The following is a 25449-nucleotide window of genomic DNA, read 5'->3' as shown; positions in this document are numbered from 1 at the left end:
GGGTGTTCCGGCCGGCACCCGGCCGGTCACTCGGTGGCGGACACCCTGGCTGCTGCGGCCAGGACGGCGTGCAGCGCCGACGCCGTCACCGACTGATCGAATCCGACGCCCCAGTGCTGGATGCCGCCGCTGCGGCACAGCGCGAACGTCACGGCCCTTCCGGCGCTGCCCGTGCCGACGGCCTGCTGCACGAACGAGAGCACCTCGACCGGGCGGCCGTGGTCGGCCAGGATCTTGGTGAGCGCCTCGACGGGTCCACCGGCGAACGCCTCGCCGTCGATCACCACGTCGTCGAACTCCGCCCGCACCCGCAGGTGCTCGCCGCCCTCGCGGTGCTCGACCGACCACGGACCCAGTTTGTCGTCGAACCCGTACTCGTCGAACAGCAACTGCCACAACTGCTCCGCGGTGATCTCGGCGCCACTGTCGTCGGTGGCGCGCTGCACGCGGCCGGCGAAGTCGATCTGCAGCGGCCGCGGCAGATCGATGCCGTACCCGGTCTGCAACAGGTACGCGATTCCGCCCTTGCCGGACTGGCTGTTCACCCGAATCACCGCCTCGTAGTCACGACCCACGTCGCGCGGATCGATCGGCAGGTACGGCACGTCCCACGGCGCCTGCGCCGGATCGAGTCCGGCGGCGTCGGCCTGCGCGTGGTGGTGCGCGAATCCCTTCTTGATCGCATCCTGGTGGGTGCCGGAGAACGCCGTGTACACCAGGTCGCCGCCGTACGGATGGCGGGCATGCACATCGATCCTGTTGCAGTGCTCCACCGTTCGGCGAACGTCGTCGATGTCGGAGAAGTCGATCATCGGATCGACGCCCTGCGCATGCAGGTTCAGCGCGAGCGTCACCAGGTCGACGTTGCCGGTCCGCTCGCCGTTGCCGAACAGGCAGCCCTCCACGCGCTGCGCGCCAGCCAGCACCGCCAGTTCGGCGCACGCGACACCGGTGCCCCGGTCGTTGTGCGGATGCACCGACAGGATCACCGATTCGCGGCGGGTCAGGTTGCGGTGCATGTACTCGATCTGGTCCGCATACACATTGGGCGTCGAGATCTCCACGGTCGCAGGCAGGTTGTGGATCACCGGACGGTCCGGGGACGCGTCCCACAGCTCGGTGAGGCTGTCGCACACCTGCAGCGCGTAGTCGGGTTCGGTCAGGTTGAACACCTCGGGGGAGAACTCGAAGCGCACGCCAGGCTGCCGGTCGCCGCCGCGCGCGACGTCCGTGGCGGCGTCGAAGATCAAGCGGTGCAGCGCCTCCCGATCGTGTCCCAGTACGACGTCGCGCCACGTCGGTGCGGTCGCGGTGTACATGTGCACCACGACGTTCGGCAGTCCGCGCACCGACTCGAAGGTGCGCGCGATCAGATCGGTACGGGCAGCGGTGAACACGACGATCGTGACGTCGTCGGGCACCAGATCCTGTTCCGCCAGGTCGCGGACGAAGTCGAAGTCGGTCCGGCTGGCGGACGGGTAGCCGACCTCGATCTCCTTGTAGCCCATACGGACCATCAGCTCGAAGAACGTGCGCTTGCGGACGGGGTCCATGGGTTCGGCGAGGGCCTGGTTGCCGTCGCGCAGATCGACCGGCACCCACAGCGGTGCCACGGTGGTGTGGGCGGTGGGCCACGAGCGTTCGACGAGCGGCACCGGGACCCGCTCGAAGTGCGGGCGGTAGCGGTGGCTGGGCATGGACGACGGGCGTTGACGATTCCAGTGCATGGCGTGCGGACTCCTGTGCGGATCGAAACGGTCGACCGGCACAGCGGAACCCCGCGGCGGGGTGCCGGTCCGGTCAGACCCCGCCGCGGCGACCGAGAAGCAGTCCGCGGAACGTCATGCCGGTTAAGCTAGAGGAAAATAACTTGTCTGACAACCTGAGGAGATCGATTGACCACCGCGCTCAGCCGGAACCTGCTCGCCGATCAGGCGGCTGACCAGCTACGACGTCGTCTACAGGCGGGGGAGTGGGAGGTCGGAACGAAGTTGCCGGGCGAGACGACGCTGGCCGCGGAACTCGGGGTGGGACGGTCGACGATTCGTGAGGCGTTGCGGATGCTCGCCGGTCAGGGTCTGCTGCGGCCACGGCAGGGTGCCGGGGTGTTCGTCGAGCGTGTGGAGCCGGAAACCGACGGCTGGGAGGCCGTGCTGCAGCGCGAGGCCGTCGTGGCCGTCGTCGAGGCCCGCGCCGCGATCGAGATCGAGGCGGCCCGGCTGGCCGCCGTGCGCGCCACCGCCGACGACGTCGCGGCGATGCGCCGTGCCCTGGAAATGCGCGCGGCCGCGGCCGGCGCGGCGGACCGTGAATTCGTCGACGCCGACACCGCGGTGCACCGTGCGATCGTGGCCGGCGCGCACAACCCGGTCCTGTCCGAACTGTTCGAGACGTTCGTGCCCCGCGTCGCCACCGCGATGGTCGACATGATCGGGCTGCTCGGGTTGCGGGACCGGGACGGGGAACCGAACGCCGACGAACACGGCACGCTCGTGGACGCGATCGCGGAGGGGAACGTCGACGACGCCGCCCGAATCGCGCGGGCACATCTCGAAGCGATGGTGGCCGACCTCGGCAGGTGACCCGGCCGATCAGTCGCTGCGCGGAATCCGGTCCTCGACGTCGGATCGCACCGTCGTCGGGTCGGGCACCGCACGGCGCTGCTCCAACTCCGGGACGTCGGTGGCCTCCAATTCGACGTCGGACGCCCGCCCGTGCCCGCGGAACAGGAAGCCGAAGACGATCCAGCCGACGATCGCGACCAGGATGAAGCTGACCCCGCGGTAGACGAACGCCGCCGCCACCGCCTGCGACGCACTGATGCTCGCCGCGGTCGTCAGTGCCGCGATGAGCGTCGCGTCCACGTACACCAGGCCGCCCGGTGCGCCCGGGATCGTCGCGACGGCCTTGCCCGCCGCGAAGGCGATCAGCAGACCTGCCGGCACCGGTTCGGCGCCGATCGCGAAACACGCCGCGGCCAGGCACACGATGTCGGCGAGCCGATGCACCGCCGACCAGCCCAGCGTCAGGGCGGCGTCTCCCTTGCCGAGCTGCACCGAATCGAGTTGGGAGATGGTGGTCCGGACCGCGTCCATGCCGGTGTCCGCCGGCTTGCCCAGCACCCCGTTCACGCGCGCCAGCACCCACCCGGCTGCTTTCTCGATGGACTCCGGATGCGACGAGACGTACCGCCCCGCGTACAGCAGCGCGACCAGGCCCGCCACCGAGAAGAGCAACGTGAACGGGCTCACCGAGCCGCCGACCAGCAACGCGCCCGTCACTCCGACCAGCGCCAGGCCGGCGGCGGCGATCACGCCGGAGATCGCCAGCTGCCACGACGCGACGACCGGGCTCGCGCCCCAGCGCCGGGTCTCCTTGTACGTGAATGCCGTGGAGAACACCTGGCCCGCGGGAAGCGTCAACGCCATCGCCGTCGACCCGTAGATCACCGCGACCGACTTGCGCTGGCTCACCGAGACGCCACCGGCGTGCAGCAATTGCTTCTGCACCCGCCCGTAGCCGCTCAGCGAGACGGCCTGCGCCACCACGCACACCGCGACCCAGCCCCAGTGGATTTCCGCCAGCGCCTGCCACGACTCGTGCAGCCGCGGCCACAGATAGATGCCCTCGCCGACGAGCAACGCCACGAGGAGAGCGCCGGCGACCCACTTGAGCCACCAGAATCGACCACGGGGCCGATCTGTGTGACCGCCTCGAGGGGCGGGCTCCGGCTGTGCCACGAGCTCAGGGTAACGAAGATTCCTCACGTCACTCCGGATACAACACCGGCCATGCCAGGTGGGTGTTGCGCCGACGACCCCGCAGCTGCACCTGATCGCCCAGTTCCCAGTGCGCCTGCTCCTCGTCGTCCGCGAAGTACAGTGCGCTGGTCGACGCGAGAACACGGCTGGGCCGCAGCTTCGCGAGCTCGGTCAGACGCGACGCCTCGTTCACCGGATCACCGATCACGGTGTACTCGAAACGCTCGGCCGCACCGATGTTGCCCGCGACCGCCAGTCCCGCGGACACGCCGATACCGATGTCGAGGCCGGTGATCTCGTTGAGCGCGAACCGCAGCTCGCGGGCCGCGGCGAGCGCCGCGGTGGGGGCGTCGGGCCGGTCGAGCGGGGCGCCGAAGATCGCGAGCGCCGCATCGCCCATGAACTTGTTGACGAAGCCGTGGTGCCGGTCGACGACGTCGACGACGACGCGGAAGAACTCGTTGAGCAATTCGACGACCTCGCTGGGCGGGCGCTCCGCGGCCGCGCCCGTCGAGCCGACCATGTCGACGAACAGCACCGCAACGAAGCGGGTCTCGCCGCCCAGTTCGGTGCCGAACTGCAGCGCGCGCCGGGCGACGTCCTCGCCGACGTGCTGACCGAACAACTCGCGCAGTAGGCGTCGCTCGTCGGCCTCGCGCATCATCCGGTTGAAGCCCACCTGCAGGCGCCCGATCTCGGAGCCGTCGAACACCTCGACGCGGACGTCCGTCTCGCCCCGCTGCGCCCGTTCGATCGCGCGCCGCAGCTGCCGGATCGGATCCGAGATCTGGCTCGCCGTCAGCATCGACAACGCGAAGGCCTGCCCGATCGCCATGATCGACAGCAGCAGGATCGCCCACGCGAGCGCGCTCGGCGCGAACTCCAGGTCGGTCGTCAGCTGCGTGACGCACAGCAGGATGATGCCGATCACCGGCATCAGCGTGCCCAGGCCCCACGTCATCGCCATGCGGGTGCCCACACCGGGAGCCATCGTCCGGTCGAACTGGCCTTCGCTGAGGGCCTGCGCGGCGACCGGACGCAGGATCCGCTCGCCGAGCATGTACGTGAAGCCGAACGTGGTGGTGGCGGCCATCCCGACCGTGACGATGACGGCGATCGCCAGCTCCGGCATCTCCTCGACCGTGAGGAACACGAAGATCACGCCGCCGAGGAACCACAGCACCAGATGCACGATGGCCTGGCGCAGCGGTGCGTGCAGCGCCGCCATCTGTTCGGCCCGCGTCGGCGGGCCGCCGCGCAGCTGCCACCGGATCACCGATCGCAGCATCATCGCCGCCGCGGTGAGGCTGACCAGTCCGGCGAACACGAGATAGACACTGAAGACCGCGAAGTTGCGGACATGGTCGTTGATGATGTCCGCCGACTCCGGGATCGGAATGCCGTAGCGGACGAAGGCGAACACCAGCACGGCGCCGATCAGGTTCGCCCCGGCCATCGAGAGCATGTAGAGAGGCCAACGACTACGAATCGTCAGCGTCACTGCTCGGTACGAGGCCCACACGATCTCATAATTTAGCGGGACATAGTTCGCGACTCGGCAGCGCACACGGTTGCCGCGGTCGGCGGTCGTTTCTCCGCCCTCGGCGGAGCAGGTCCGGATAGGCTCGCGCGGTGAGCGACAGCCGGCCGGGGGAGGCCACAGCGCAGCAGGGCTCGGCGGAGTCCGTGCACCCACTCGTCCGCGTCGGCGCCGCATGGACGTGGCGCCTGCTCGTCCTGTTCGCCGGGCTGCTCGCGCTGGGATACGTCGTCTCCAAGCTCGAGTCCGTCGTCATCCCAGTCGCGCTCGCGCTCCTGTTCGCGGCGTTCCTCATGCCCGCCGTCGACAACCTGCACCGGCGCGGGGTCCCGCGATCCGCCGCGGTGCTGGTCGCCGTCGTCGGCACGATCGGCATCGTCGGCGCGATCCTGTCCTTCGTCGTGCAGCAGTTCGTCGAGGGTCTGCCCGACCTCAGCGACCAGTTCACGACGAGCGTCACCAAGGCGCAGGAGTGGCTGACCCAAGGCCCACTGCACTTCAGCGAGGACCAGATCCGGCACGCGGGCGACAACGTCGTCAAGGCCATCCAGTCCAACCAGGAAGCCCTCACCAGCGGTGCGCTCACCACCGCGACCGTGATCGGCGAGATCTTCGCGGGCGCCTTCCTCACGCTGTTCACCCTCGTGTTCTTCCTCTACGGCGGCAATCAGGTGTGGGAGTTCGTCACCCGGATCATCCCGAAGAACACCCGCGGCCGAGTTCGGCTGGCCGGGCGCCAGGGCTTCAATTCGCTGGTCCACTACACCCGCGCGACCGTCGCGGTCGCCGCAGTGGACGCGATCGGCATCGGTGCCGGACTCGCGATTCTCGGCGTCCCACTCGCGCTACCGCTCGCGTCGCTCGTCTTCGTCGGCGCGTTCATCCCCATCGTCGGCGCCTTCGTGACCGGATTCCTCGCGGTACTCGTCGCGCTCGTCACCAAGGGCCTGCTCACCGCGCTGATCGTGCTGGGCATCATCGTCGGCATCATGCAGTTGGAGGGGCACGTCCTGCAGCCGCTGCTCCTCGGCCGTGCCGTTCGTCTGCACCCGCTCGCCGTGGTGCTGGCCATCACCACGGGCATCGTGCTCGCCGGAATCGTCGGCGGTCTGCTCGCCGTGCCGATCGTGGCCTTCCTCAACACTGCGATCCGGTCGCTGTGCGCCGGCGACACCGACGAGGCCGAGGAGGTCTACGAATCCCTCACCGGCGCCGACCCGTCGATCCCGATGTTCCCCGCCACGCCCGACGAGGAGGACGGTCCGCCGAGCGCCGGAGATGCGCGCCCGCCCGACTGATTTATCGTGGTGCGCATGGAGGCGAGAGATCTTCGAGTGTCCGATGCCGAGCGTGAACACGTCGGTGCCCTGCTCCAGCGCGCGGTGGGGCAGGGCATGCTCTCCCTCGGAGAGTTCACCGAGCGCATGGACACGGCCCTCGCCGCGAAGACACGCGGGGAACTCAACGCGGTCCTCGTGGATCTTCCGGGCATGCAGATCGACCCGGGCTACGTGGCCGGCGGCTATCCGGTGCCCGGGCAGATTCCCCCGGCCCCTCCGGCGCCCGCACCGTCACCGGAAGTGGCTCCGCCGCCCGGGATCGGCGGCTACCCGGCGGCGCAGCCGCTCGTGATCCGAGGTCGCATGTCGACCGTGACCCGCAAGGGACGCTGGCAGGTCCCGCCCGCGTTGGTCCTCGACTCGCGGATGGGCAGCACGACCCTCGACTTCACCGAGGCCGTCATGCAGACCCAGGTGGTCCACCTCACCGTCGACGACTTCTGCGGATCGGTCACGCTCGTCCTACCGGACCAGGCGACGGCCGATCTCAACGCCATCGACACCGTCGGCGGTTCGGTGTCGAACAAGGTCCGCACCGGCCCCCCGTACGGCCCGCTGCACCTCGTCGTGCGCGGACGGGTGCGGTTCGGCTCGATCACCGCGCGCTACCCGTTCGGCACCACGCTGCGCAGGATGCTGGGCTGATCAGTCGTCGTCGCGGTGGCGGGCCAGGAGTTCGCTGACGCTGACGGCCTTGTCGCCGCTGCGATGCCGACCGGGGTTCTCCGGATCGGCCTCGTCGGAGCCGGACTCCGCCGGTGTCTCGGACCGTGGCGCTGCCGAGTTCTCGGTCGGTGTCTTCTCCGGCTGCGGCGGCACCTGCACTGCCGGCATCGCCGCCGTGTTCGGGGCCCTGAGCGCCGCGAGCCACGCGACTTCTTCGCCGTCGGCGCGGGAGACGGGCGCCTCGGCCCGCGGCCGCACATCGGGCTTCGGGCGCACGTCGGGCTTCGGACGCGCGTCGGGCTTGGGTGCCGGTTCCGGGCGGTCGGGGGCAGGCCGCTGGGACACCGAACGGGCACGCGGAGCGGCGGTGACGCGGGGGAGCGGCATCGTGAGCGGTTCCGGCTCCGGAACCCGATCGGCGACGGCGGTGGCCGCGCCGCGCGGCGCGATCGCCGGAGCGCCCGCTGCCTCCGTGGGCGCCGGGACCGGCGCGTCGGTGGCCGTCAGATCGGGAACGTCGTCTCCGGACAGTTCACTGTCGAGGATCGGCTCGCCGAGTCCGATCTTCTGCTGTATGCGCTTCATCCAGGCGGGTGCCCACCAACAGTCGTCGCCGAGCAGTTTCATGACGGCCGGCACCAGGAACATCCGGATCAGCGTCGCGTCGATGATCAGGGCGGCGATCATGCCGTACGCGATGTACTTCATCATTACCAGCTCGGAGAAGCCGAACGCGCCGGTGACGACGATGAGGATCAACGCGGCCGCGGTGATGATGCGTCCGGTGTGCGCGGTACCGATCCGGATGGCCTCGGTGGTGGAGGCTCCCTGTGATCTGGCCTCGACCATGCGGGAGAGCAGGAACACCTCGTAGTCGATCGACAAGCCGTAGATGATCGCCACGATCAGCACCAACACCGGTGAGGTGATCGGTCCGGGCGTGAAGCCCAGTGCGTCGGCGCCGTGGCCGTCGATGAAGACCCACGTCAGGATGCCGAGTGTCGAGCCCAGGCCGAGCGCGCTCATCAGCACGGCCTTGATGGGCAGCACGATCGAACCGAACGCCAGGAACATCAGCAGCGTGGTGACGATCAGGACGGAGGCCACCATCAGGGGCAGATTGTCGAGCAGCGCGCTGATGCTGTCCTGCTCGATCGCGGGCGTGCCGCCGACCAGGACCTGGACGCCGTCGGGGACGGGCATCGAGCGCAGGTAGTCGATGGTTTCCGCGGAGTTGTTGCGATCGACGAGCCCGGCCTTGAGGACCTGGACGCCGTCCTTCGCGGGACCCGTGATCGTGAACTTCTCGACCAGGCCGGGGGCCTCGCTCGCGGTCTTGAGGATCTGGCCGACCTGCGTGCCCTGGGCGCCGTCGATGACGAGTTTCACGGGTTCGGTGCGGTTGCCGGGGAACAGTTCGTCGAACTGCTCCTGCGCGACGCGCGTCGTGTTGTCCGGCGGCAGATAGTCCTCGTTGATGCCACCGAACTTGATGCCCGTCATCGGGATGATGAGCAACAACAGTCCGACGACGATCGGGATCGTCACCTTCAGCGGGTTGCGCATCACCCAGCGGGTGAGTCGACCCCAGATGCTGTTCTCGATCTCCTCGGTCGACTTGATCTGCCCGAACCGTTTGAGGCCGAATTTGTCGATGCGTCTGCCGAGGATGCTCAGGATCGCGGGCAGCACGGTCACCGACGTGAACGCCGCCAACAGGACGGTGGCGATCGCGCCGTAGGCGACGGACTTGAGGAAGCCCTGCGGGAAGAGGATCAGTCCGCCGAGGCTCACCGCGATCATCGTCGCGGAGAACAGGACCGTTCGACCCGCGGTCATCACACTGCGGCGCACCGCGGTCCGCGTGTCGTAGCCGTCGCCGAGTTCCTCACGGAACCGGCTGACGATGAACAGCCCGTAGTCGATCGCCAGACCCAGACCGATCAACGACACCACCGACGCGACGAACGCGTTGACGTCGGTGAAGTGGGTGATCACCCGGACGATGCCGTTGGCGCCGAGGATCGTCAGGCCGCCGACGACCAGCGGTAGCGCGGCGGCGATGACACCGCCGAACACGAAGAACAGCAGCACCGCGACCGCGGGGATCGCGATGATCTCCATGCGGTGCAGGTCGTTGGCCATCGTGTCGTTGATCGCGGACGCGACCGGCTGCATGCCGGCGAGCTGCACCTCGACGCCGTCGATCGCGAAGGCGTCCTTGATCTCCCGGAAGTTGTTGGTGATCGCGGTGTCGTCGTCGCCCTTCAGCGCGATACTCGCGATCGCGTGCGTCCGGTCCGCCGTGGCCATCGCCGGCAGGCGCGGGGTGTTCGGCAGCTGGAAATAGCTGCCGTTGACCTTCGCGACCTGATCCGGATGCTCCTGCAACAGTCGCTGCAAGCTGTCGGAGACCTGAGCCGCGAACGCCGGGTCGTCGACCGTCTTGCCCTCGGGTGCCGTGTACATCGCCACGACGTCGCCGTTGGTGTCGCGGCCGAACGTGCCGTCCGCGAGCTTCGCGGCGGCCACCGATTCGGAGCCGGGATCGTCCCAGCCGCTCTGACTGAGGTGGGAACCGACACCCGAGCCGTAGGCGCCCAGCGCCAACAGCCCGGCCACCATCACCGCGATGACGGTGAAGCGGGCTCGGTAGACCAGATCTCCCCAGCGAGCGAACACGTATGGACTCCTCAGCGCCCGACGAGCAGGGCAGACAGTGGACGGAACGGCTGCAGCCAGGCGCCCTCGTCGGGCAGGGACTCGAGGCTCACCCGTGGGAGCGGCTCACGGAAGACGCCGGGGATGTCCTCGAGATCGACGAAGTCCAGGATGTCGGACGAGACCGCCCAGCTGGCGTGCTCGCGGAACCCGAGAACCTGCACCGGCACGCCGGCTGCTGCGATGTCCTCCAACGGCTCACGGAACGCCTGACCGTCGGCGGAGGCGACCATGACACCGGCCAGACCCTCACCACGGCGGAGCTCGATGTGGTGGAGCATGTCGGCATCGACGTCGCTGTCCTCCTCCACCTTCGGCTTGGCGAACACCGCGAAACCCACATTACGCAAGGCCTCGACCCAGGGGCGGACGACATCCGCGCTACCTGGGGCGATGTTGGTGAAGACGGTGGCTTCGGGCTCGAGGGTGGCGGTCTCGGTGGCCGAGAGCTCGGCCGTCCGCGAGAGCAGCCACCGGCCCAGGGCGTCGAACCGGGGGCGGTAGGCGGCCGTGGGGCGTCCGCCCAGGATCGCGCCCAGGCCCATGTCGAGGTTCGGGGCGTCCCAGACGAGGAGCACGCGCTTGTGCTCCTGGACGTCACGCCCTCCGCCGTCGGCGGAGCCGCGTGCCAGATCGGTACCGGATGTGCCTTCGCTGAGACTCATGGCTTGATCTTCCCCCAGATGAGTTCGTTGATCGTGCTTCCGACCCTGTGCGCCTTGTCCTCGAACTTCGTCACCGGACGCTCGTGGGTCATCGGCGACTCCCAGTCGAGCTCGGTGAGCAGCGGCTCGGCGTCGCCAGCTTCCCGGATCGCCTCGGCGTACTCGGCGTGATCGGTGGCCACGTGCAGCACTCCGCCCGGCTTCAACCGGCTCGCGATCAGCGCGAACGTCGGGCCCTGCAGCAGCCGTCGCTTGTGGTGGCGGGCCTTGGGCCACGGATCCGGGAAGAACACGCGCACACCCGTGAGCGACTCGGGCGCAACCATGTGCTCGAGCACCTCGACGGCGTCGCCGCGCAGCACCCGCACATTCGTGAGTTCGTTCTGCTCGACGAGCTGCAACAGCTGCGCCAGACCGGGGCGGTAGACCTCGACCGCGATCAGGTTCACGTGCGGCTCGGCCTTCGCCATCGCGGCGGTCGCGGTGCCGGTGCCGGAACCGATCTCGACGATCAACGGCGCGTCGCGCTCGAACCACGCGGTGGTGTCGATCAGATCGTCGCCGACGTCGCGGCCGATCTTCGGCCACATGCGGTCCCAGGCGTCCTGCTGCGGGGTGGTGAGCGAGCCGCGGCGGGAGCGGAAACTCGTCACCCGCGGGTACAGACGCGAGCCCTTCGATGCGCCGGCAGAGTCGTCGGAGTCGACTGCGTCGTCCGCGGCGGAGATGTCGAGGGTCTCGAGGTCGTCGTTCGAGGTGTCGGGAGTGTCCTGATCGGCGTCGTTCACCCGACCATTGTCACGTATCGGCGTGATCACGGGCCGACTCGGTCGGCAGATACTATGGACTCTTTGATCGACTTCTGCCTCGCGCTGCCCCCGGCGAGTGCGTTCCTGCTGGTAGTCGCTCCTCCTCGGCCGCATTCCGTGAGTTCACGCACCCTTGCCGTCGAAATCGCCGCACTGCCACAATCGGGATCCGGATCGGCATCCGGGTCGGGGGACATCAGGGGAGGAATGCGCGGTGGGGGACGGATACGGGGCGGACGAGTTCGAGGCGTTCACACGGTCGGTCGGCGACGTCGTGGGCGTGCCCACTCGCGTGCTCGACGAGTTGAGTTCACCCATCGGCATCCAGGTGCTGGGCCGTGCCGGGGTCGGTCGCAGCACGCTGGTCTCGCTGCTCGAACGATCCGGGTGCACGAACGTCGCCGAGGCCCCGGCCGTGGACACGCCGGGGCGGCCCGACCCGGACATCGGCCCCGACGTCGTGGTTCACGTCTTCACCGGCGCCCTGCGCACCCCCGACATGCGGGTCCTCACGAACGCGCCCCGCGGGTCGACGGTCGCCGTGCTCGCCAAGGCGGACGCCCTCGGGTCGCGGGACGACGCGGTGCGCGCAGCCGCCACGGCCGCCGCGAAGACCGGCGTGCGGGTGATCCCGACGAGCGCATCCGCCGATGCCGGCGCGCTGGTGACGGCCGTCGAGGACTGTGTCCGGGTGGTGCGGGCCCGCCGGGTCCGGGAGACGCTCGACGCCCTCGCCGTGGCCGCCGCGCGGGACGTGCACGGCCCGACCCGTGACGGGATCGAGGCCTTCCTCCGGTCCGATCCGGCGGTGTTCGCGGCGGCGGAGGCCGCGGCAGTGCTCGGCGGCGACCGTGCCGGCGACCGGCGGCGGGAAGAACGGGCGCAGCATCGGGCCCGGACGCGTCGGGCCGTCGCCGCGGGGACGCGCCGATGAACGTCGTCCCCGGGCTCACCCCCGAGGCACAGCGGATCGTCGAGCGCTGGAACCCCGCCGGCATCGACCGGTGGCGGGAGAGCGGGGGCGGCGCCCGGACGGTCCACGTCACGACGGTGCCGGGCCTCGACGCGACCGGTGTCCGGGACGGTCTGGCCGCGCACGTGCCGGTCACCGACCGGCCGGGCGATGCGGCGGCGGTGGTGTTCGTCCTGGACGCGCTGTCCGTGCTCGGTCGCGACGAGTTGTCCGCGCTCGACGTCGTCGGCGCGCACGTCGAGCGCGTTCTGTTCACGACGCCGACGGACGCGCCCGGGGCGCTGCGCGAGCGTGACGAGGCGCTGCTGCGGGCACACTCGCCGCGGTACGCCGACGCCCGGATCCTGAACGGCGCCGAACTGCACGGGGCGGTGCGGGCCGCGCTCGATGCACCCCCGGGTGTGATCGTCGAACGGAACCGGCGCCGCGCCGCGCTGTCCCTCGTCGAGGAGACGTGCCGGATGATCACCACGACCGCCGAGTCGGTCCGCGCCGACGACATTGCCCCGCTGAGGCAGCGACGGACCCGGCTGACGTCGAACCGCGGGGGCGACCGGGCGGAACTGTCGGCGCTGGTTCGCTCCGACGTCCAGCGTGCGCGGATCGAACTGGTGCACACGGTGGGCGTGCGCATCCGGGAGTTGTCGACGCTGGTGCGCTCCGAGATCGACCGGGCCGGCCGCCGCGAGCTGGCGACGTACCCCGACCGCTTCGCGCAGCTCGCCGACGCGCTCACCGCCGAGGTGGACACGGTCGCGGGGCATCGATTCGACGATCTCGTCGTGCGGGCCGGGCTGACGCATCCGCCGGCCCGTCCGCCCGAGCCCTCGGAAGTCTCGGTGTCGGCGCCGGAGCCGCGGCACCGTGGGGTGGAGGACCGGATGATGGTGATCGTCGGCGCCTCGGCGGGGGTGGGACTCGGCCGGCTGGCGGTGGCGCCGCTGTCGATGGTGCCGGCCCTAGACATCGCGACCATCCCCGTCACCCTCACCCTGGGCGGAGCGGCCGCATGGTGGCTCGCCCGCTCCCGCCGGCACCTCGCCGATCGGGCGCACCTGCGGCAGTGGGCCGCGGACGCCACCACCGGCCTGCGTGCACAGCTCGAACAGCGGGTGCTCGCTCGTCTGCTCGAGACGGAAGCCGCGGTGGGGCAGCGGGTGTTGGCCGACGGCCGCGCCGCGACAGCGGCCGTCGACGCCGAGATCGCGGCCGTCGACGCCGAGATCAGACGGGTCGCGGCCCAGCGCAGTGGACGGCTGGCGTCGTGCGAGCGCGACCACGGCGTGCTGATGGAGGCGCTCGCGGCACTCGAAGGCCGCGTTCTCGAGGGCCGGGTCGCGGTCGGTACGACGAGGGAACCGAACGGGCCGGTGCCGCGTCCAACGCCGTGACGACTGTTGTACGGCCATTGCGGAGGAGACAACGTGATCAGCACAGCGGACCTGCAGGGAATGCCCGGACCGGAGATCGACCCCGACACGTTCGGCGCCGACTCGCCGGCCGTGCCCCTCACCGATGCCGTCTTCGACATCGACGACGACGGGGTGCTCGACACCCGCACGTTCGAGGTGGACGACGCCCTCGTCGTCGCAACCGACACGGACGGTGACGGCGATGCCGACCACGTGACGATCGTCGAGGGGGACGGCGACTTCTCGGCCTGGGAGTTCCATCGGGACGCCGACGGCCGCGAACGGTGGGAACGCACCGATTCGGGCACCCTCGGCGGGGCGTAAACCCGCAGGTTCCGGCCGGGTACGCCCGGGCTGCACCGTCTGAATCGTTCCTGTGACCTAACCGACGACACCCGGTTCCCCCAACACGGACGCCCGGCGTTAACCTCTATAGCTAGGACACCCGGCACCCGTGTCCTTCGTTCGTTGTCCGCGGTGACGTACGTGGGCGGGACGGAGTGGGCGGGCTGCACCCCGCCGAGAGGGGGAAATCGGTTCAACCTCTCAGCCCCGCAATGCGCGGGGCTGATGTGGTCGCTCCGGTTCCCGGCCCCACCCCAGGAGAGTTTGATGACCTCAGCGACCATTCCCGGTCTGAACGGAACTGACGGCACGCCCCCCACAGAGCACAGCGAGCTGCTCGCTTGGGTTCGCGAGGTTGCCGAGCTGACCCAGCCCGACCGGGTCGTCTTCGCCGACGGCTCCGACGAGGAGTGGGAGCGCCTGACGGATCAGCTCGTCGAGGCCGGGACGTTCACCCGTCTCAACGAGGAGAAGAAGCCGAACTCGTTCCTCGGCAACTCCGATCCGTCCGACGTCGCGCGCGTCGAGTCCCGCACCTACATCTGCTCCGAGAAGCAGATCGACGCCGGCCCCACCAACAACTGGATGGACCCGGCCGAGATGCGGACCCTCATGACGGATCTGTACCGCGGCAGCATGCGTGGTCGCACCATGTACGTGGTGCCCTTCTGCATGGGCCCCCTCGGTGCCGAGGACCCGAAGCTGGGCGTCGAGATCACCGACTCCGAGTACGTCGTCGTCTCCATGCGCATCATGACCCGCATGGGCAAGGCCGCGCTCGAGAAGATGGGCACGGACCGTCCGTTCGTCAAGGCCCTGCACTCCGTGGGTGCGCCGCTCGCCGAGGGCCAGGCCGATGTGCCGTGGCCGTGCAACGACACCAAGTACATCACCCACTTCCCCGAGACTCGTGAGATCTGGAGCTACGGCTCCGGATACGGCGGCAACGCGCTGCTCGGCAAGAAGTGCTACTCGCTGCGCATCGCGTCGGCGATGGCCCACGACGAGGGCTGGCTGGCCGAGCACATGCTCATCCTCAAGCTGATCTCGCCGGAGAACAAGAACTACTACGTCGCGGCCGCGTTCCCGTCGGCGTGCGGCAAGACCAACCTCGCGATGATCCAGCCGACCATCCCGGGCTGGCGCGCCGAGACCCTCGGTGACGACATCGCGTGGATGCGCTTCGGTGAGGACGGCCGCCTGTACGCCGTCAACCCGGAGTTCGGTTTCTTCGGCGTCGCGCCGGGCACCAACCACGGCTCCAACCCCAACGCCATGAAGACGGTCGAGGCGGGCAACACCCTGTACACCAACGTCGGCCTGACCGACGACGGTGACGTGTGGTGGGAGGGTCTCGAGGACACCCCCGCGCACCTGATCGACTGGAAGGGCAACGACTGGACCCCCGAGTCCGGCACCAACGCCGCCCACCCGAACTCGCGTTACTGCACCCCGATGTCGCAGTGCCCGATCCTGGCCCCCGAGTGGGACGACCCGCAGGGTGTGCCGATCTCGGCGATCCTGTTCGGTGGACGTCGTAAGACGACGGTTCCGCTGGTCAGCGAGTCCTTCGACTGGCAGCACGGCACCTTCCTCGGTGCGACGCTGTCGTCCGAGCAGACCGCTGCCGCCGAGGGCAAGGTCGGCGCCGTGCGCCGCGACCCGATGGCGATGCTGCCGTTCCTCGGCTACAACGCCGGCGACTACCTGAACCACTGGATCAACCTCGGCAAGAACGCCGACTCGGAGAAGCTCCCCAAGATCTTCTACGTGAACTGGTTCCGCCGCGGCGAGGACGGCCGCTTCCTGTGGCCCGGTTTCGGTGAGAACTCCCGCGTGCTCAAGTGGATCATCGACCGCATCGAGCACAAGGCGGACGCCGTCAGCACCCCGATCGGTCTCGTGCCGACGGCTGCCGACCTCACGCTGGACGGCCTGGACGTCGACGCCGCTGACGTCGAGGAGGCCCTGGCCGTGGACGTCGAGGAGTGGAAGGCCGAGATCCCGCTCATCGAGGAGTGGCTCGAGTTCCTCGGCGAGAAGGTGCCGTCGGGTATCCGCGACGAGTTCGAGGCCCTGAAGCAGCGCCTGGGCTGATCGCCTCTTGCTTCGACCGAATGTCACATCGGTTCAGTTCGACTGAACCGATGTGACATTCGTCGTTTCGGGGGCGATGGTGGAAGGACGGACCCACGGAATATCGTCGACGTGCGTATACGTTCGTACCTGTGTGGACCCGGTGGAGTTCCGTTCACGGCATGATGGTGCAATAAACCAACCTGACAGCAACAGACATCGACCCGGCTGCCGACGTGGCCGCGAGGAGGATCCGGCATGGGGATCTACAACAACGTCACCGAGCTGGTCGGACGCACCCCGCTGGTGCGCCTGAACCGTCTCACCGAGGGCCTCGACGCCCAGGTCGTGACGAAGCTCGAGTTCTACAACCCGGCCAACAGCGTCAAGGACCGCATCGGCGTCGCGATCATCGACGCCGCCGAAGCGTCCGGTGAACTGAAGCCGGGCGGCACGATCGTCGAGGGCACCTCGGGCAACACCGGTATCGCGCTCGCCATGGTCGGTGCGGCCCGCGGCTACAAGGTAATCCTGACGATGCCCGAGACGATGTCCACCGAACGTCGCGTCATGCTGCGCGCCTTCGGCGCCGAGATCGTCCTGACCCCCGGCTCCGAGGGGATGGCCGGTGCGGTCGCGAAGGCCGAGGAGATCGTCGCGCAGAACGAGAACGCCGTCCTGGCGCGGCAGTTCGCGAACGCCGCCAACCCCGAGATCCACGCGCGCACCACGGGCGAGGAGATCTGGGCCGACACCGACGGCAACGTCGACATCTTCGTCGCGGGCATCGGCACCGGCGGCACCATCACCGGCGCCGGCCGCACCCTGCGCAAGTACAACCCCGACGTCAAGATCGTCGGCGTCGAGCCGGCCGACTCGCCGATCCTCAACGGCGGTCAGCCCGGCCCCCACAAGATCCAGGGCATCGGCGCCAACTTCGTGCCCGACGTCCTCGACCGCGAGATCTACGACGAGATCGTCGACGTCGAGTTCGACGACGCTATCCGCGTGGCGCGCGACCTCGGCACGCAGGAAGGCATCCTCGGCGGCATCTCGTCGGGCGCCATCGTGTGGGCGGCTCTCGAGCTGGCCAAGCGTCCCGAGAACGCCGGCAAGCTGATCGTCGCCGTGGTGTGCGATTTCGGTGAGCGCTACATCTCCACCCCGCTCTTCGAGCACATCCGAGGCTGAGAATTGTGAGTGTCCTGCGCACGATCCGGGAGGATCTCCAGGCAGCAAGAGGCCAGGATCCGGCCGCGCGCAGCAACGCCGAGAACGCCGTCGTCTACTCGGGACTGCACGCCATCTGGTCGCACCGGGTGGCGCACCGCATGTGGGCCAAGCCCGCTCTGCGGGGCCCGGCCCGAGTGCTGGCCCAGTTCACCCGGTTCCTCACGGGCGTCGAGATCCATCCGGGCGCGACGATCGGGCGGCGGTTCTTCATCGACCACGGCATGGGTGTCGTGATCGGGGAGACCACGGAGATCGGCGACGACGTCATGATCTACCACGGCGTCACGCTCGGCGGTCGGTCGCTCGCGAAGGCCAAGCGGCACCCCACGATCGGTAACCGGGTCACGATCGGCGCGGGCGCCAAGGTCCTCGGGCCGCTGCTGATCGGCGACGACAGCGCGATCGGCGCCAACGCCGTCGTCACCCGCGACGTGCCGTCGGACCACATCGCGACGGGTATCCCGGCGTCGGTGCGGCCGCGCAAGCAGCACGAGCAGCTGGTCGATCCGACGTCGTACATCGATCCGGCGATGTACATCTGAGTCCGGGATTCCAGCTGAAGGGTCCGTTCATGCGCTGACAGCGCACGAACGGACCCTTCAGCTTTTGCGGGTGTGGGCGTACCGTGTCGATCTTGGTGGCAGCCCCGCCGAGGACGGTCCTCGGTGTTCGTGCGTCGCCGTGTGGGGAGGGCGTACATGGGCGTCTATGCGGTCACCGGTTCGGCGTCGGGCATGGGACGGGCGGTGGTGGACAAGCTGACGGCGGCGGGGCACACCGTCATCGGTGTCGACATCCAGGGCGCCGACGTCGTCGCGGACCTGTCGACCGAAGCCGGGCGTAGGCAGGCGATCCGCGACGTGTTGTCGCGGGCAGGCGGCACACTCGACGGCGCGGTCCTCGCGGCGGGGGTGGGGCCGCTGCCCGGTGCCGAGAAGCTGCCGCTGATCGCGTCCGTGAACTACCTGGGTGTCGTCGAACTGCTCGACGGATGGCGTACCGCGCTGGCCGCGTCGGGCAAAGCCAAAGTAGTTGTCTTCGGCAGTAACTCGACGACCACGACGCCCGCCGTGCCCGGACGCACGGTCCGGGCCCTGCTGGCCCGTGACGTCGCGAAGGCCGCCCGCTCGGTGCGACTGTTCGGTAAGGGTGCGGCGCCGATGATGTACGCCGGCTCGAAGATCGCCGTCTCTCGTTGGGTGCGCCGGAACGCGGTGACCCGCGACTGGGCGGGCGCCGGAATCCGGCTCAACGTTCTCGCGCCCGGCGCGATCATGACGCCGCTGCTCGAGAAGCAGTTGGCGACGCCCGCCGAGGCCAAGATGATCAAGCGTTTCCCCGTTCCGGTCGGCGGCTTCGGCGATGCGGGTCAGCTCGCGGACTGGGTGGTGTTCATGCTGTCCGACGCCGCGAACTTCCTGTGCGGCAGCGTCGTCTTCGTGGACGGCGGTTCGGACGCCTACTTCCGTCCCGACGCGTGGCCGCGCACCGTGCCGGTCACCCGACTGGTCCCGTATGTCCGGAAGTTCCTCGGCTTCCGCGGCAACCGGTAAACGGCCGAATAGTCGGAACTGCCCCCGATTCGGCTCCGCCGCAGCGCCTCTCGAGTCAGGATGATGCCGATCGTCGCACTTGTGCCGCGGCGGCGGAATGTCACATCCGACATGGGAGGGGACACGTGAACGTTCGCAGGATGAAGAAGGTTGCCGGGGGCGTGGTGGCTTCGGCCGCGCTGGTGCTGGGTCTCGCGGCGGGAACCGGGACGGCGGTCGCGGCCGACCGGTACGACGGTCCGACGTTGGAGACCGCGCAGGGTGATTTCAACGGTATGAACGTCGAGTTGACGCTCACCAACCCGAAGAAGGCCGTGGGTGCGTTCAGCGAAACCACGTGTACGTCGGCGCTGCTCGACGGACAGCAGGGCCTCGACGCCTTCATCGCGTTCAACGCCAAGGACTACGGCAAGTTGATCTCGATCATGACGTCGCCCAATCTGCACCTCGGTCCGGCGGCGAGCAACAACCTGATCAGCCCCGGGCCGAACAGCAATTCGAAGACCGTCCAGGTCGCCGAGGGCGTCTACATCTACCTGGGTACCTGCGGCGGTTGGAACTCGGTGCTGGATCCGAGCAACGTTGGCGTGTCGATGCAGGTGCTGATCGTGCCGGACGGCATCGGCAGCCTGTCGCCGGCCCTGACCTTCGGGAGTACCGCACTCGAGGCCGGCGTCGACCTCGCGAGCCTGCTCCCGCTGCTCGGGTCCGTCGGCGGCGGTGCGGGCAGCTAGCGGCACTGGGCCCCGAGAGCTGAAGGGTCCGTTCGTACGCTCGCAGCGCATGAACGGACCCTTCAGCTCGAGGCGGGCGGCGGGGGCGGGGAACGCAGCACGCCGCGGCGGCTCGAGGTGTCGTAGGGGACGATGATCGCCACGGCGTGCGGGAGGTCGCTGACGATCCGGGCGATGTGGTCGGCCGTGCGGTCGTGCAGGACCCGGCCCAGCGGTGCTCGGTAGATGCGGCGCGGTAGCAGGATGCTGATCTCGGTGCGCGGCGCTCCGGCGCGGGCGATCATCTCGAGCGTGGCGTGGCCTAGGCGCCGATCGGGGCATTCGATCAGTTCGAGCGGCACTTCGAGATCGCTGGCCTCCCACTCGCGTTTGAGGTGCGCGGCGTGGGCGTCGTCGAGGACGAAGTGCACGGCTCGCAGTTCGCTGGGCCGCAGGCTGCGCCCGTAGCGCAGTGCCTCGATCGTCGCGAGGTCGAAGGCGTCGACCATCACGATGACGATGTGGTGTGAGTAGACGGCCTCCGCGTCGGCCTCGGCGTCGCCGAGTTCTCGCAGTTCGGCTGCCTCCTCGCGGTATTCGCGGTTGAGCCGGATCAGCACGTACACGAGGGTCGGGAACACGATCACGACGACCCACGCGCCCTCGGTGAACTTCGCGATCGCGAAGATGCCCACCACGATCGCCGACGTGATCCCGGCCGCCAGGTTGAGCGTCATGTTGCGCCGCCAGTTGCGGCCCTTCTCCCGCTGGTAGTGCCGAGCCATGCCGAGTCCGGCCATCGTGAAGCCGGTGAAGACGCCGATGGCGTAGAACGGCACCAGCGAGTTGACCTTGGCGTCGGTGGCGATCAGCAGGACGATCGCGATGGCGGTGAGTGTGATGATGGCGTTCGAGAACACCAGACGGTGGCCGCGTCGGCGGAGTTGGCGGGGGAGGAAGGCGTCGTCGGCGACGAAACTGGCGAGGAACGGGAAACCGTTGAAACTCGTGTTGGCGCCGGTGAACAGGATCAGCGCGGTCGCGGCCTGCACCACGATGAACAGGACGTTGCCGAGTGCGCCCGAGCCGAAGACGATCCGCGCCTCCTGGCTGATCACCGACGGGTAGCCGGCCGCGTACGGGGTTGCGTGCGTCAGATACGCGAGCAGTGACACCCCGGAGACCAGGAACGCGAGGATCGACGCCATGATCACCAGCGCCCGACGCGCGTTGACGCCCTCGGGCTTCTGGAATGCGCTGACGCCGTTGCTGATCGCTTCGAGACCGGTGAGCGATGTGCCGCCGTTCGCGAAGGCGCGCAGGATCACCAGCACCGTCGCGCCCATCACGAGGCCGTCGCCGTGTGCGATGTCGACGGTGCCGTCGAGCGTCGTCGGGTCGATCCGATCGAGATTGCCGGTGAGCGCCTGGATCACGCCGACCACGATCACCACCCCGATCGACGCGGCGAAGAAGTACATCGGGAAGGCGAAGGCGCGTCCGGCTTCCTTGAGCCCGCGCAGGTTGCCGTACGCGAGCAGCAGTACGGCGCCGATGGTGATCTCGAGGCTGTACGGGCCGAGTGCCGGGACCGCGGACACGACCGCGACGGTGCCGGCTGCGGACTGGACCGCGACGGTCACGACGTAGTCGATCAGCAGCGCGACCGCCGCGATCTGCGCGGTTCTGGGACCGAAGTTGTCCCGCGCCACCACATAGGAGCCACCGGCGTGCGTGTAGAGCATCACCACCTGCCGGTACGACAGTGTCAGCAGCAGCAGGATGACGAGGATGACGCCGGTGATCGGCAGCAGCAGCGTGAACGCGGCGAGCGCGGCGAACGGCAGCAGTTCGATGAGTACCTGCTCCGGACCGTATGCCGACGACGAGATGCAGTCGGGGGAGAGCACTCCCAGCGCGGTGGTCTTCGACAGCCGCTCCTGGTGCAGGCGGGCGCTGGTCAGCGGCGGGCCGAGGAGCCGGCACTTGATCCGGTAGCCGAGCCGCTCCGGCAGGACGGGTTCGAGGCGGCCGCTCGTCTCCGCGTCTCGCGACGTCGCACTGTCGGGAGGATCCACGGCTGCTCCGTCCGTTTCGGCCACGCTCCTTCCAGTTCTACTCGCGGCGGCGGGCCTCGTCAGACGATCAGACGGTGAGGTCCGGTTCCTCCGCTGTCGAGAGCGTGAGCACCGCCCGGCGGACCGCGGAGGTCTCGCTGGTGATCCGGTCCTCGAGCGCCCGCAGGGTGTGTGCGATGCGGGATTCGGCGTAGTCCCCGACGAGGTCGACGCTCGCCACGAGGTACACCTGGTGCGGGCCCAGGAACTCCATGCGCAGGTAGGTCACCCGTTCGACCTCGTCGTAGGTGAGCAGTTTCCTGATCGCCTGCGTCCGCAGTTCCGGGGTGCCGGGCTCGCCGACGAGGAAGCGTCGATTGCGGTCGAGCAGAACGAGCGCGATGACGCCGAGCAGGACACCGACCGCGATGGAACCGATCGCGTCGGGGATCGGCGAGCCGGTGAGCTGGTGCGCGAGCACACCCGCGAAGGCGATCACCAGGCCGATCAGCGCGGCGGCGTCCTCGGCGAACACGGCCCGCACCGTCGGATCCGACGTCAGCAGCGCGTGTTCGAGGACATCGCGGTGCGCGTCGTGCGCCTCGCCGCGCAACTGCTTGAACGCCTGCCGGAACGAGATCGCCTCGAGGACGAACGCGATGCCGAGCACCGCGTACGCGACGCCGAAGTCGCTCGCCGGCTCCGGGTGCGCCAGTTCCTGGATGCCGTGCGTGATGGACACTCCGGCGCCGACGGCGAACAACCCGAGCGCCGCGAACAGCGACCAGATGTAGGCTTCGCGCCCGAATCCCAGGGGATGCGCGTGGTCGGGCGCCTTGCGGGCGCGGCGGTCGGCCACCAGCAGCAGGACCTCGTTGCCGGTGTCGGCCCACGAGTGGGTGGCCTCCGCGACCATCGACGCCGATCCGGTGATCACCGCGGCCACCGACTTCGCGAGCGCGATCAGGGCATTGGCCGCGAACGCCACGACGACGGTGAGGGTGCTCTCGCCGCCGCCGGTCCTCTCTGGGGACGTCGCCATCGCCTCAGGCTATGCGGCGCGACGCGACCCGGCCGGGTGAACCGCGTCGGGCGCGGCCCTCGACGTGATCGAGAGCCGCGCCCGACGGGGAAGCGGTGCCTTCTAGCCGGTGTAGCCGGGGGGCATCAGGACGGACTTGAGCTCGCAGTACGCCTCGAGTCCCTCGGGGCCGCTCTCGCGGCCGATGCCGGAGTTCTTGTAGCCGCCGAACGGCGAACCCGGATCGAACGCGTACCAGTTGATCGCGTACGTGCCGGTGCGGATCTGCTTGGCGACCTCGAGACCCTTCTCGATGTCGGTGGTGTACACCGAACCGGCCAGGCCGTAGTCCGAGTCGTTCGCGATCTTCACGGCCTCGTCGACGGTGTCGTACGGAATCACCGCCAGCACGGGTCCGAAGATCTCCTCGCGGGCGATCGTCATCGAGTTGTCGACGTCGGCGAAGATGGTCGGCTCGACGAACCAGCCCTTCTCCAGTCCGGCCGGGACACCGCCGCCGAGCACGACGCGCGCACCCTCGGCCTTGCCCTTCTCGATGTAGCCGAGGACCTTGTCGCGTTGCTTCTCGGTGATGATCGGGCCGAGCTGGGCGCCCGGATCGTCCGGCATGCCGACGGGCATGAACCCGGCGAACTGGACCATGGCCTCGATGATCTCGTCGTAGCGCGAACGCGGCGCGAGGATGCGGGTCTGGCCGACGCACGCCTGACCGGTGTTCATCAGGCCCGACATCACCAGCATCGGCATGGTCGCGGCAACGTCCATGTCCTCGAGCAGGATCGCGGCGGACTTGCCGCCGAGCTCGAGCGAGCAGCGCTTGAGCTGCTCGGCGGCGATGGCGCCGATCTTGCGGCCCACGGCGGTGCTGCCGGTGAAGGTGACCTTGTCGATGTCCGGGTGCGAGACGAGGTACTCGCCGGTCTCGGCGCCGCCCGGAACCACCGACAGGACGCCCTCGGGCAGACCGGCCTCGGTGAAGATGTCGGCGAGCATGTTCGCGTTGAGCGGGGTCTCCGGCGCCGGCTTGAGCACCACGGTGCAACCTGCGAGCAGGGCCGGGGCCAGCTTGTTCACGGCGAGGAACAGGGGAACGTTCCACGCCACGACGGCGCCGACGACACCGACCGGCTCGCGGTAGACCTTGGTCTGCCCGAACGCGCCGTTGCGGGTCTCCTCCCACGCGAACTCGTTCGCCAGGTTCGCGTAGTAGTTGAGGGTCGCCAGCGACATGATCTTCTGCATCGTCTCGACGCCGGACGCCGGCGCGCCCATCTCGTCGGAGATGGTGGAGATCAGTTCGGCGCTGCGCTCCTCGATGAGCTTGGCGGCCTTGGCCAGGATCTCGCCGCGCTGGGCCGGGGTGGTCTCGGCCCATGCGCCGGACTCGAACGCGGCCCGGGCCGCGGCGACGGCGGCGTCGATGTCCGCGGGTGCGGCGACGGGAACACTGCCGACGCGCTCCTCGGTGGCGGGGGAGAACACCTCCAACCGCTGGTCGGTGGCCGGCGCGACCCATCGTCCGCCGATGAAGAGTTTGTCGTAGTCGGTCATCAGTTCATCCTCGCTCTTGTGGAGTGCCCTGGGTCACACTAGAACACGTTACAGCGAGTGGGAATAGGTGAGGTGCGATCGAGCGGTCACACGGCGTCGATCGCGATCAGCCCGGCGCCGGTGAGGGTGCCCAGAACGCCGAGTTCGGCGGGGACCAGTCGCAGTTCGCGCACGAACGACAGCTGCGCGTGTGCGGCCGCCGTCGCCGTCATCGGGCGCCACAGCGCGGGCCCCGACTGTGCGAAGCCGCCGCCCACCACGACGAGGTCGACGTCGAGCAGTGCGGCCGCCGAGGCGAACGCCCGCCCCAGCGCGACGCCGGCCCGCTCGAGTGCCGCGGCGGCGGTCGGTTCGCCCAGTTCGGCGTCGACGGCCAGGTCGGCCCCTGTCGCACCGGTCCAGCCGTGGGCGCGCGCCCACCGCATCGCCGCGGACCCGCTCGCGACGGTCTCCAGGCATCCCGCGGCGCCACATCCGCACAGCTCTTCGCCGCCCGCGACCACCATGTGCCCGATGTGGCCCGCGTTGCCGGTGCGTCCGCTCTCGATTCGTCCGCCGCGGATCAGCCCGCCGCCCACACCCGTCGACACCACGACACCGAGCAGGTCGGGGACGCCGCGGCCTGCGCCCCGCAGGTGCTCGGCGAGCGCCGCAGCCGCGCCGTCCAGCGCGAGGCGCACGGTCGCCGAGGGGAACAGCGCGCCGACGGCGTCGACGATCGGGAAGCCGTCGCGCCACTCGCCGATGTTGACCGGTGCGACCGTGCCGGACGCGAGGTCGACGGGGCCGGCCGACGCGATGCCGACGCCGCGCACCTCGGTGCCCCCCGCCACCTTGCGGAGCAGGGCCGCGCACGCGTCCCACACGCCGGACTCGGGCGTCGGGACGGTGCGCGTATCGAGCGGGCGGCCGTCCGCGCCGACGAGCGCCGCCGCCATCTTGGTGCCGCCGACGTCGAGGGCGAGTGCGGTCATGTTCCGAGACTAGGGTCC

Annotated in this window: 21 protein-coding genes; 11 read left to right on the top strand and 10 right to left on the bottom strand. The window is 69.3% G+C overall.

Annotated features, from left to right (window positions below; all coding sequences use genetic code 11):
- Positions 1-26: 26 nt before the first annotated feature.
- Entirely contained in the window at positions 27-1727 is a 1701-nt protein-coding gene (locus C7H75_RS21340; protein ID WP_106851800.1) for a 2-isopropylmalate synthase, read from the bottom strand.
- Positions 1728-1895: 168 nt separating this feature from the next.
- Between C7H75_RS21340 and C7H75_RS21335 the strand changes: the two genes are divergently transcribed.
- The gene (locus C7H75_RS21335) at positions 1896-2582 is read left to right on the top strand and encodes a FadR/GntR family transcriptional regulator (protein WP_106851799.1); all 687 of its coding nucleotides are present in this window, start codon (positions 1896-1898) and stop codon (positions 2580-2582) included.
- A 9-nt stretch (positions 2583-2591) separates the two neighbouring features.
- On the opposite strand, the gene C7H75_RS21330 is transcribed toward C7H75_RS21335, so the two are convergent.
- Together C7H75_RS21330 and C7H75_RS21325 are read right to left on the bottom strand one after the other, a co-directional pair.
- A complete protein-coding gene (locus C7H75_RS21330) occupies positions 2592-3740 on the bottom strand; it encodes a lysylphosphatidylglycerol synthase transmembrane domain-containing protein (RefSeq protein ID WP_064058489.1) in 1149 nt (382 codons plus the stop codon).
- 28 nt (positions 3741-3768) lie between these two features.
- A complete protein-coding gene (locus C7H75_RS21325; RefSeq protein ID WP_005517504.1) occupies positions 3769-5226 on the bottom strand; it encodes an adenylate/guanylate cyclase domain-containing protein in 1458 nt (485 codons plus the stop codon).
- Positions 5227-5393: 167 nt separating this feature from the next.
- Here C7H75_RS21325 and C7H75_RS21320 point away from each other — a divergent pair, with 167 nt between their 5' ends.
- Positions 5394-6599: an AI-2E family transporter gene (locus C7H75_RS21320; protein WP_005517505.1), complete on the top strand. Its 1206-nt coding sequence runs from the start codon at positions 5394-5396 to the stop codon at positions 6597-6599.
- Between the two features lie 15 nt (positions 6600-6614).
- On the top strand, positions 6615-7286 hold the full coding sequence (locus C7H75_RS21315) for a DUF1707 SHOCT-like domain-containing protein (protein ID WP_041674448.1): 672 nt from the start codon (positions 6615-6617) through the stop codon (positions 7284-7286).
- On the opposite strand, the gene C7H75_RS21310 is transcribed toward C7H75_RS21315, so the two are convergent.
- Genes C7H75_RS21310 through trmB form a run of 3 tightly spaced genes read right to left on the bottom strand, consistent with a single transcriptional unit; the run spans position 7287 to position 11421 of the window.
- The gene (locus C7H75_RS21310) at positions 7287-9989 is read right to left on the bottom strand and encodes an MMPL family transporter (RefSeq protein WP_106851798.1); all 2703 of its coding nucleotides are present in this window, start codon (positions 9987-9989) and stop codon (positions 7287-7289) included. It lies immediately after the preceding gene.
- 11 nt (positions 9990-10000) lie between these two features.
- Positions 10001-10693 (bottom strand): NYN domain-containing protein, encoded by a 693-nt coding sequence (locus C7H75_RS21305; protein ID WP_005517516.1) that lies wholly within the window; start codon positions 10691-10693, stop codon positions 10001-10003.
- Positions 10690-11421, bottom strand: a complete 732-nt coding sequence (trmB, locus tag C7H75_RS21300) for a tRNA (guanosine(46)-N7)-methyltransferase TrmB (protein WP_394342313.1) — start codon at positions 11419-11421, stop codon at positions 10690-10692. The genes C7H75_RS21305 and trmB overlap by 4 nt, the downstream gene beginning before the upstream one ends.
- 295 nt (positions 11422-11716) lie before the next feature.
- Here trmB and C7H75_RS21295 point away from each other — a divergent pair, with 295 nt between their 5' ends.
- The 8 genes from C7H75_RS21295 (at position 11717) to C7H75_RS21260 (ending at position 19828) form a co-directional block, all read left to right on the top strand.
- Positions 11717-12436 carry a hypothetical protein gene (locus C7H75_RS21295; RefSeq protein ID WP_084845901.1) on the top strand — a complete coding sequence of 240 codons (720 nt, stop codon included), beginning with the start codon at positions 11717-11719 and terminating at the stop codon, positions 12434-12436.
- Positions 12433-13866 (top strand): amino acid adenylation domain-containing protein, encoded by a 1434-nt coding sequence (locus tag C7H75_RS21290; RefSeq protein WP_106851797.1) that lies wholly within the window; start codon positions 12433-12435, stop codon positions 13864-13866. The genes C7H75_RS21295 and C7H75_RS21290 overlap by 4 nt, the downstream gene beginning before the upstream one ends.
- A 33-nt stretch (positions 13867-13899) precedes the next feature.
- On the top strand, positions 13900-14211 hold the full coding sequence (locus C7H75_RS21285) for a DUF6802 family protein (RefSeq protein ID WP_005517523.1): 312 nt from the start codon (positions 13900-13902) through the stop codon (positions 14209-14211).
- A 288-nt stretch (positions 14212-14499) separates the two neighbouring features.
- Positions 14500-16329, top strand: coding sequence for a phosphoenolpyruvate carboxykinase (GTP) (locus C7H75_RS21280; protein WP_013417249.1), 1830 nt, complete (start codon positions 14500-14502; stop codon positions 16327-16329).
- A 237-nt stretch (positions 16330-16566) separates the two neighbouring features.
- The gene (gene cysK / locus C7H75_RS21275) at positions 16567-17499 is read left to right on the top strand and encodes a cysteine synthase A (RefSeq protein WP_005517527.1); all 933 of its coding nucleotides are present in this window, start codon (positions 16567-16569) and stop codon (positions 17497-17499) included.
- Between the two features lie 5 nt (positions 17500-17504).
- Positions 17505-18083, top strand: a complete 579-nt coding sequence (gene epsC / locus C7H75_RS21270) for a serine O-acetyltransferase EpsC (RefSeq protein WP_005517529.1) — start codon at positions 17505-17507, stop codon at positions 18081-18083.
- Between the two features lie 156 nt (positions 18084-18239).
- On the top strand, positions 18240-19094 hold the full coding sequence (locus C7H75_RS21265; RefSeq protein WP_106851796.1) for an SDR family oxidoreductase: 855 nt from the start codon (positions 18240-18242) through the stop codon (positions 19092-19094).
- Between the two features lie 125 nt (positions 19095-19219).
- Positions 19220-19828, top strand: coding sequence for a hypothetical protein (locus C7H75_RS21260; RefSeq protein ID WP_233281808.1), 609 nt, complete (start codon positions 19220-19222; stop codon positions 19826-19828).
- Positions 19829-19890: 62 nt separating this feature from the next.
- On the opposite strand, the gene C7H75_RS21255 is transcribed toward C7H75_RS21260, so the two are convergent.
- The 4 genes from C7H75_RS21255 to C7H75_RS21240 form a co-directional block, all read right to left on the bottom strand.
- A complete protein-coding gene (locus C7H75_RS21255) occupies positions 19891-21822 on the bottom strand; it encodes an APC family permease (RefSeq protein WP_317047816.1) in 1932 nt (643 codons plus the stop codon).
- A 130-nt stretch (positions 21823-21952) separates the two neighbouring features.
- Positions 21953-22906, bottom strand: a complete 954-nt coding sequence (locus C7H75_RS21250; protein ID WP_084845898.1) for a cation diffusion facilitator family transporter — start codon at positions 22904-22906, stop codon at positions 21953-21955.
- A 102-nt stretch (positions 22907-23008) separates the two neighbouring features.
- The gene (locus C7H75_RS21245) at positions 23009-24457 is read right to left on the bottom strand and encodes an aldehyde dehydrogenase (RefSeq protein WP_013417244.1); all 1449 of its coding nucleotides are present in this window, start codon (positions 24455-24457) and stop codon (positions 23009-23011) included.
- Between the two features lie 86 nt (positions 24458-24543).
- A complete protein-coding gene (locus tag C7H75_RS21240; RefSeq protein ID WP_081121172.1) occupies positions 24544-25431 on the bottom strand; it encodes an ROK family protein in 888 nt (295 codons plus the stop codon).
- Positions 25432-25449 lie beyond the last annotated feature (18 nt).

It is taken from the genome of Rhodococcus (subgen. Prescottella) equi (assembly GCF_003013675.1).
In the GTDB taxonomy this organism is placed as follows: domain Bacteria; phylum Actinomycetota; class Actinomycetes; order Mycobacteriales; family Mycobacteriaceae; genus Prescottella; species Prescottella equi.
Note: the sequence above shows the minus strand (reverse complement) of the source record. Positions and strands in the feature narration are given on the sequence as shown.